Source organism: Microcystis flos-aquae FACHB-1344 (genome assembly GCF_014698375.1).
Taxonomy (GTDB): Bacteria; Cyanobacteriota; Cyanobacteriia; order Cyanobacteriales; family Microcystaceae; genus Microcystis; species Microcystis aeruginosa.
In genome coordinates this window covers 157909-165328 of sequence record NZ_JACJSW010000216.1, presented here as the reverse complement: position 1 = coordinate 165328, position 7420 = coordinate 157909, and the positions used below count along the sequence as shown (strand labels likewise).

Here is a 7420-nt window from a genome sequence, read left to right as displayed (position 1 = left end):
GCGTAAAGATTTCAGGAGTTTGTACCCAGTAGTTTATTAGTATTACATTGCTTTAACTCAGGCTCTGTAAGACTTTGAGCCATAGCTAGTATATTTATACGGGGGAAGTTCAGCAATATCTAAAATAATCACCTTTTTTGCGGAATCATCTATCGCGTAAATAACGCGATAAACTCCAATCCGAATCCGCCAGCCTTCTCGTCCTGTCAGTTTGAGACACCCTGCTGGTCTTGGATTGTCAGCTAATGCTCTAATCCCGTCTCGAACTTTCTGATAACTATCTTGGGGAAGATTAGCTAAAGCCTTAGAAGCTTGTTTTTTAATCGCAATAGTGTAATTCATTGACGACTATTTTCAATTTCGGCGATCGCCTCTTCAAAAGGAATTTCTTCCTCTTCCGAAATAGCTAAATCATAGGCTCTAATAGCATTCAATTCTTCAGAATCTTCTAGGAGTTTTCGATATTCCTCTATATCTAAAAGAATACCGATTTGATTACCCTGTTCATCAGTAATATACTTTTGCTTTAATGGCATTGATAATTACCTTGTTTGTTAATTTTATCCCCTATTATAGCTCAAATTTCTCCTTCATCCTCAACTCAACAGCGATCGCCTTTCTCAAACACAATAAAACAGCGATCGCTCCAATTAAAGTTAAGATGAGAAACTATACCTCAACTTATCCTAAGAATTAAAGATTAAAAAGTATTTCCTATTCTACAAACTAATGGTATTAATTTAGCTAGAGTTGAGGGTTTGACTTTAGAAAATTGGAATGCTATAATAAATAATGCCTAAATACCAATATTCGGAATAAGTAATTATGCCATCTTTAGACTTCTTAATTAAAGAATTGAATAATAATGGTAGCGAAGTAATAGATATAATTAAAATTTATTCCCCAAACACCATTAAGCAAAAAGTTATGGGAAATCCGACAGCGAGCGATTGCATCTGGATTGCAACTGCTCAATGAAGACGAAATAGAACAAGAACTTGCTGCACGTCGAGGAGGGTGCAGTGAGTCATGAAATTGCTGGCACTTACGGTTTAGCGGCGATGGATGCACTTCACGTTGCTGCTGCGCTGCAAATTCAAGCTGATGAACTAATCACCACCGAAAAGCCAACCAAACCAATGCACCGAGTCAGGGAAATTCAGATTGTTTCAATAGACATCTCTTTTGCATGAGTAGAAAACGGGTTTCTCCGAGAAACCCGTTTTCTGTGCGTTACTCAGTCTCAACTTAGTTGGGGTTTAACAACCTTTCTAGGTTTTGTTCACAGTTCTCTTTATGGGAGAGCATATTTAATTTTTCAGAAAGATGTAAAGCTCGTTGCCAGTGATTAATAGCTGATTTAAGATCATGGGTTTTTTCTTCAAATTCGGCCAAAATAATTAAAGTCTCTAGTTCTACATATCGTTCTCCAATATCGAGGGCAATATCTAAAGCTTGATTAAGATATTGATAGGCTAGATCATCCTTTCGAGTGATACTATAAATTTCTCCTAATCCAGCACAAGCATGGGCAACACCTGCCACATCTGAAATAGCTAAAGCTTTTTTCTTTTGTTGTTTAAAGTATTTTTCAGACTCCTGAAAATTTGCTTGTTGCCCATAAATTGAGGCTAAATTTCCCAAAGACAAAATAATTCCTGCTTCATCGGTTATTTGCTCAGATAAGTTAAGACTTCTTTGAGTGTAATCGATAGCTTGATTCAAATCATTGATTCGCCGGTGTGCTTCTCCTAAATTTCGTAAAGCTATTGCTTGATAAATAAGATTTTTAATTTTTTCTGCCCATTTTAAGTATTTTTCTAAACAAGCAATAGTCTGGTCAACTTTTCCCTGATAACCATAACAATTACCGAGATTTAAATAAGCAACATTAATAATCTCAAATTTTTCGTCACAATCGGGAATAATCTCGGCTAGATTTAAAACTTCATTCAGTACTATTTCAGCGCTTAAATATTCCCCTTTTATTCCATCAATTGTTGCTATATTTACTTTTCCTCTTGCTTTCCAAAGAGGATTATTTAATTGCTCTGCTAAGGATAACAGTTTCTCTGCATAATTTTTTGCTTGGTCTAATTGTCCTAATTCTCGATACATATAACCAAGTTCACTTAAACAGAGAAAATCGGTTTCATTGTCAAGATTTCCTAATAATTCTTTACACAGTTTTATGCCCTCTTCATACCGTCCCCAGATGAGTAATTGTTTGTGCAAAGGTAAAGAAGTTGGATCATGAATTTCTAAGGGTAAAGAAAATAAAGATTTAGCTTCTTTATACCAACCTAATCGACACAGACAGAGAAATGCTTCCACATAACGACTTGCCCGTTCTTGAATAGAGAGCTGCTGTCCCATTTTATCCTTAATATGGCGTTCATAACCAATTAAATGCCAGATAAATGCGCCAAAATGTGCTTTTTCAAAATGACTCCCTGTCGCCCCTAAAATTTCCCCTTTTTGTTTAACTTGAGCGAGTTCTCCAAAAACAGTAAAATCGATACTTGTGAGACGTTCTTTGACTCTTAATTGAGGAGATTGAAAATCATTCATGATTTGGTTTTCCTTCTTTTCTTTGGGTAGATACTAGATGCTTGAAAGCAACATTGCGAATTAAGCTGTGCTGTTTGATATGTGGTTCATATCCCAGTTGTTTTTGAGTTTCTACTAAATAACGGTTAAACAAGGTAAAAAGAGCTAGGTCTAAATCTTGTTCCTCGTATTCTGAAAATAATTGAAGATTTTCAAACCACGCATTTTTAAATTCAAAAGATGAATAAGTGGAGCCATAGATAAGCAATAAATAAGCAGTTTCAAAAGTGTTTTCAAGTCGCTCTATTGTTCTTTCGATTTCCTCCTCTAACAGTTGTTTTCGTAATTGTTTGGTCATTAAGTTAACTTTGTAATAATCATCAGGATTGGCTTTTTGAGCTTCATCAATCATTTCTCTTAATCGTCGAAATCGGGATTTATTCTCCTCATAATAAGTGCTGATATCTCCATTCAGTCTATCAATAATATCACCGGAAATTAAGCGGATAGCGAGAGGATGTCCCTCATAAAGTTTTCCGATCTCTTTGAGGTAAGCAAGGTTACGTCCATGAAGAATTAATTCTACTTCTGCTTGTTGAAATAAGCGCTCAAATAACTGTAAACTTTCCTGATCTTCTAATCCCATTAATGGCTGAATATGCCAATATTGATCTTGACTAAAAGTTTCAAAATCTTCAGGCTTATCCTGCGAAGTTATCACAATTCGAGTCTGACAATTTTCGGCTTCTAATATTTTTTGAAAAAAGACTCGCCAGAGGGGGTCTTTAAAGCGATTACTGCCATCTTGTTGTTCTCCTTGTAAAAGATTTTCCATTGAATCAAACCAAATCAATCGACGATTATTGCTCAGATGATTAACCAGTTGAGTTAATAATTGTTCTGGGTTTTTTGCTTGTTTTGCCGTAACAGGTTCATCGCCACGATTGAGTAAATCAATAGCTGTGCTGATAAAGTTTTGTGCTTCTGATTGTGACTGTTGATCCTCCCGTTGATTAAACCCATCAAAATCAATAGGCAGTTCAGGAGGAAACCCTTCTTGACACAAAGCTAAGGCTAATTTGTAGGCGAGGGCAGTTTTTCCAATACCTGTTATTCCTGTAATTACGACAATGCGACAATCGCCTCTTAGTTTTTCCAGTAAATCACTTTGAAGAGACTCTCGCCCCACCCAAATAGGCTCGATATCTTGAGTCAGTTTTTGCAAAAGATTATCTAGATCTGCGACTTTTGAAGGGTCGATGTTCAAAGCTCGACAAAAGGCAAAAAAACCTTCCGATTGAATGGTTTTACCCCTCAAAAAATGATCTAAAGTCTCCAGTGAGCAGTTGTCGGCGTAATAAGAGTAATAAGTGTGGGCTGGGTCTTTTGAAATTTCCTCCCAATTCCCATCGGGTTTGGAAAATTGACTAGCCTCGGTGCATAAGTATTTTCTAGTCCAGCCTTCTTTTTGTTTTTGCGCCCATCGGTTTTTGACTTGCTCAAGTCCCGCTACGGAGAGTTTTAACTTCATTGCTCTCTATTCAATCTACATAAGTTTATTTCTCTATTGTTGATCAATTATCCCCAGAAATTCTCATTTTTTGAAAAACTTTCTCTCAATGTGACTAAGTACATATCAGCTATTTGCTCAATTATAGGTATAGAAAGCCATTCAAGCTTTCTAATTCTTTCTAATTCCAGCTTCTTTTGCTTTTTGCGCCCAAAAATAATCGTTTTGCTTGCTTCTCTGTAGAAATCTAAGGATTTCTATCGCTTTACTCCCAATGAAGAGAGCCTCATTGCTCGTTGTCCTCTTCCTAAGGGTAGCAAAATGGCTATTTCTCAAATAATCAACCAAACCAATGGTAAACAGTTTATCTCATTATCATCTACATCGGTGCGGCTACTGTCGTCGGATGGAGTTGATGTCAATCACTTATTTAGCGGTCAAATACCAGAGCGTCACTATGAGCAACTTTCTTGTTGGCTTGATTTAAAACCAAACGAGGAAAAGGATTCAACGGCACAAACATTTGCAACGCTAAAGACCACAAATTACACCCAAAAAGATCCCCTATTCACTTTAAGGACTGTCCGAAGAATGTTACAGGATAACGGTCTTCTCTTTGTCTATGATATATCCCAAACCCCTGATATTGAGCAATATGTGAAGATTCTGTTTTCTTGTGCTGGATTTATTGTGTTAAATAACATTGGCAACTGCTGGATTCTTAGCAAAAGAGCCTTACTTTCTTTTGATGTGCCAAAGGTCAAAGGTTATCTGGTCAAGGAAGCGGAAACACCGGCAGAAATTGAATCCTATTTCTTATTTCTCAAGAATCGCTATCCTGAGTCACAAAATTATTGCAGAGAAATCGACGATTTATTTACTCACCAATCGGTTATTTTTCTAGCCTATCCTGAACAGAATCCCTCTCAGGTAATCGGTGTTGCACGTTATACCTATTCTCTGGCTGAATATGGCTACTATTTGCCTTGTCAACTGGCAACATTTTGTGAAGGAAAACACACAGGAAAGCATTTGATGTTACCCAAAAATGTAACAAGCATCGGAGAAAGTCTCTCTCTGTATGATGAAAAGGGAACTGGCAAAAAAGGAACAAGTTATCTTGTTTATCAGCAATTGATTCGAGCTATCTTGACTTACAAACATGATATTGCTCACACTGAAATTTCCTACACGACTTATCCAAAAGGGGACGAAACCATTGAAGCACTGTATAAAGAACGTTTTGGATTTAAGCACACTCTACACGATCATGAAAAAGTTTGCTTAAAATATGGAACATTTGCCGGTCAATGGTATCTCATTGAACTGGAGCAGTGGATGATTAAGCATCAGTACCACAACGCTGACCAGATTTTTCATAAACATAAGGAAGCGTTTGCGGTGTGAAGTCTAGCTCAGTATATTTCCGATAAATACTAGATTTTGGGAACTTAAGGTAAATTATCCTGAAAATTGGCTATATCCTTAAGTGTCCCGAAGTTGAACTAGAGTCTTAGCGACGCAATGCCTTATCCCACAAAGACTTACAGCTTTTCAAAAAAAATCTGCATCGGGGAAAGTCCCAAGTTTATACCATAGAAAGTATCCATAAGGCTGATCACACGAAATTCAAGAGAGTCGCAGAAATTAAAGCGTAAAGGGCAAAAGCTAAAATCCAAACCGATATGCAAACACACGATGCCAACAAATTCAGTATTCTAGTAGGAAACCTTTTCAGAGCAAGGTTTCCCTATTTGTATATCCCAACTTGGGAAGAAGAAAGAGTGATTAATATCCTTCGCTCGGTTGCTACTGAGGCCAGCAAAATTCGCACAACTCGGAATTGTTTTGTGTGGAAGTTGACAACAGGGATGACAGCGGATAATAAACAATCTAGTCAAGCTGAAACCAATACACAGAGCAAACTATTAGAACCAATTAAAGCTCTTGAGTTCATAGATAACTATGCCGAGCCTGCTATCTTTATCCTAGTAGATTTCCATGTGTACTTTGGTGAACGAGGTAAAACACCCGATTATCAGATTATCCGCAAACTACGCGATCTTTCTGCTAGATTAAGACGCAGCAGTAAGCCGAAAAATGTTGTTTTTATTGCTCCTACAGTTGTTTTGCCCAATGAATTACAGAAAGAGGTCACAATTGTTGACTTTGAGTTGCCATCTTTTGAGGAAATTAAGGCTGTTTTAGAGGAGATGATTACAGCAAATCGGCAAAGTGGCAAAATTATTATTGAGCTTAACGACGAGGAAACTGAACGTTTAGCAAAAGCAGCATTAGGTTTGACTTTACAGGAAGCGGAAAATGCTTTTGCTCGTGCAATGGTCGAAGGCGGAAGACTCGACATTTCAGACATTGAGATTATACTTGAAGAAAAACAGCAAATTATCAGAAAAACAGGCATTTTAGAATTTATTAAAAGTACCATCAATCTAGAAGATGTAGGAGGACTCGAAAATTTAAAACGCTGGCTTAGTAAGCGTAACAAATCTTGGCAGGAATCAGCACAGCTTTATCATATTCCTCCACCAAAAGGCGTATTGATTACAGGTGTCCCTGGCTGTGGAAAAAGTTTAATTGTTAAAGCGATTAGTGCTATGTGGCAATTGCCATTACTGCGCCTAGATATGGGTAAAGTTTTCAGTGGTTTAGTTGGCAGCAGTGAAGAGAATATGCGTCAAGCTATCAAAACTGCTGAGGCGATCGCTCCTTGTATTCTCTGGATTGATGAGATAGAAAAGGGATTCAGTAGTGTTTCTGGTTCTGGCGGAGATGGTGGCACTTCTACTCGTGTTTTTGGTACTTTTCTGACTTGGATGCAAGAGAAAACAAAACCAGTTTTTGTAGCAGCAACCGCCAATAATATACACAGTTTGCCACCTGAACTACTTAGAAAAGGTCGTTTTGACGAAATTTTCTTTGTCGATTTGCCCACTTTACATGAAAGAAAGGAGATTTTTCGTGTTCATCTAAACAAACGTTTACAAGAGCCTGAAGTGTGTGGCAATCTACAGCTAAACGAAAATTTTCTAGTTAGTTTAGCTCAGATAACTGAAGGTTTTGTGGGTGCGGAAGTTGAACAAGCGGTAATCTCAGCCCTATTTGAAGCATTTGCTGAGAATCGTAGTATCGAATCTGATGATTTTTCCCTAGCCATAAAAAACACTGTACCACTTTCAGTCACACAAGCTGAACAAATTCATGCTATCCGAGAATGGGCAAACGTGAGGGCTGTAGCGGCAACCAGCAACCAAGACAGATCAGGTTACGACCAAAAAGTCGAAAAAGCTGATGTTGACGTTCGGGTGTCACGAGGCGGCAGAACTATTGATTTCTAAAGGA

General features: G+C 37.6%; 8 protein-coding genes. 4 read left to right on the top strand and 4 right to left on the bottom strand.

The features are described from left to right. Nucleotides 1-57 precede the first annotated feature (57 nt). Nucleotides 58-342, bottom strand: coding sequence for a type II toxin-antitoxin system RelE family toxin (locus H6G48_RS23070; protein ID WP_190723409.1), 285 nt, complete (start codon nt 340-342; stop codon nt 58-60). Continuing rightward, complete coding sequence (locus H6G48_RS23065; RefSeq protein ID WP_002760112.1) at nt 339-536, bottom strand: hypothetical protein; 198 nt, start codon at nt 534-536, stop codon at nt 339-341. Before H6G48_RS23065 ends, H6G48_RS23070 begins: the two co-directional genes overlap by 4 nt. 289 nt (nt 537-825) lie before the next feature. Between H6G48_RS23065 and H6G48_RS23060 the strand changes: the two genes are divergently transcribed. Both H6G48_RS23060 and H6G48_RS23055 read left to right on the top strand, forming a co-directional pair. Beyond that, a complete protein-coding gene (locus H6G48_RS23060) occupies nt 826-978 on the top strand; it encodes a hypothetical protein (RefSeq protein WP_190723407.1) in 153 nt (50 codons plus the stop codon). Nucleotides 979-998: 20 nt separating this feature from the next. Beyond that, a complete protein-coding gene (locus H6G48_RS23055; RefSeq protein WP_190723405.1) occupies nt 999-1193 on the top strand; it encodes a PIN domain-containing protein in 195 nt (64 codons plus the stop codon). A gap of 55 nt (nt 1194-1248) precedes the next feature. Here the strand turns inward: H6G48_RS23055 and H6G48_RS23050 are convergent, their stop codons facing one another. Together H6G48_RS23050 and H6G48_RS23045 are read right to left on the bottom strand one after the other, a co-directional pair. Further along, nucleotides 1249-2571 carry a tetratricopeptide repeat protein gene (locus H6G48_RS23050; RefSeq protein WP_190723403.1) on the bottom strand — a complete coding sequence of 441 codons (1323 nt, stop codon included), beginning with the start codon at nt 2569-2571 and terminating at the stop codon, nt 1249-1251. Beyond that, the gene (locus H6G48_RS23045; RefSeq protein WP_190723401.1) at nt 2564-4081 is read right to left on the bottom strand and encodes an ATP-binding protein; all 1518 of its coding nucleotides are present in this window, start codon (nt 4079-4081) and stop codon (nt 2564-2566) included. The genes H6G48_RS23050 and H6G48_RS23045 overlap by 8 nt, the downstream gene beginning before the upstream one ends. Nucleotides 4082-4381: 300 nt before the next feature. On the opposite strand from H6G48_RS23045, the gene H6G48_RS23040 reads away from it, so the two are divergent. Further along, complete coding sequence (locus H6G48_RS23040; protein WP_190723399.1) at nt 4382-5467, top strand: hypothetical protein; 1086 nt, start codon at nt 4382-4384, stop codon at nt 5465-5467. Between the two features lie 278 nt (nt 5468-5745). Continuing rightward, nucleotides 5746-7416 carry an AAA family ATPase gene (locus tag H6G48_RS23035; RefSeq protein ID WP_185237212.1) on the top strand — a complete coding sequence of 557 codons (1671 nt, stop codon included), beginning with the start codon at nt 5746-5748 and terminating at the stop codon, nt 7414-7416. Nucleotides 7417-7420: the final 4 nt, after the last annotated feature.

Bases quoted from the DNA above. Each gene is read 5' to 3' on its own strand.
- H6G48_RS23070 (WP_190723409.1), bottom strand. From the start codon at position 342: ATGAATTACACTATTGCGATTAAAAAACAAGCTTCTAAGGCTTTAGCT.
- H6G48_RS23065 (WP_002760112.1), bottom strand. From the start codon at position 536: ATGCCATTAAAGCAAAAGTATATTACTGATGAACAGGGTAATCAAATC.
- H6G48_RS23060 (WP_190723407.1), top strand. From the start codon at position 826: ATGCCATCTTTAGACTTCTTAATTAAAGAATTGAATAATAATGGTAGC.
- H6G48_RS23050 (WP_190723403.1), bottom strand. From the start codon at position 2,571: ATGAATGATTTTCAATCTCCTCAATTAAGAGTCAAAGAACGTCTCACA.
- H6G48_RS23045 (WP_190723401.1), bottom strand. From the start codon at position 4,081: ATGAAGTTAAAACTCTCCGTAGCGGGACTTGAGCAAGTCAAAAACCGA.
- H6G48_RS23040 (WP_190723399.1), top strand. From the start codon at position 4,382: ATGGCTATTTCTCAAATAATCAACCAAACCAATGGTAAACAGTTTATC.
- H6G48_RS23035 (WP_185237212.1), top strand. From the start codon at position 5,746: ATGCAAACACACGATGCCAACAAATTCAGTATTCTAGTAGGAAACCTT.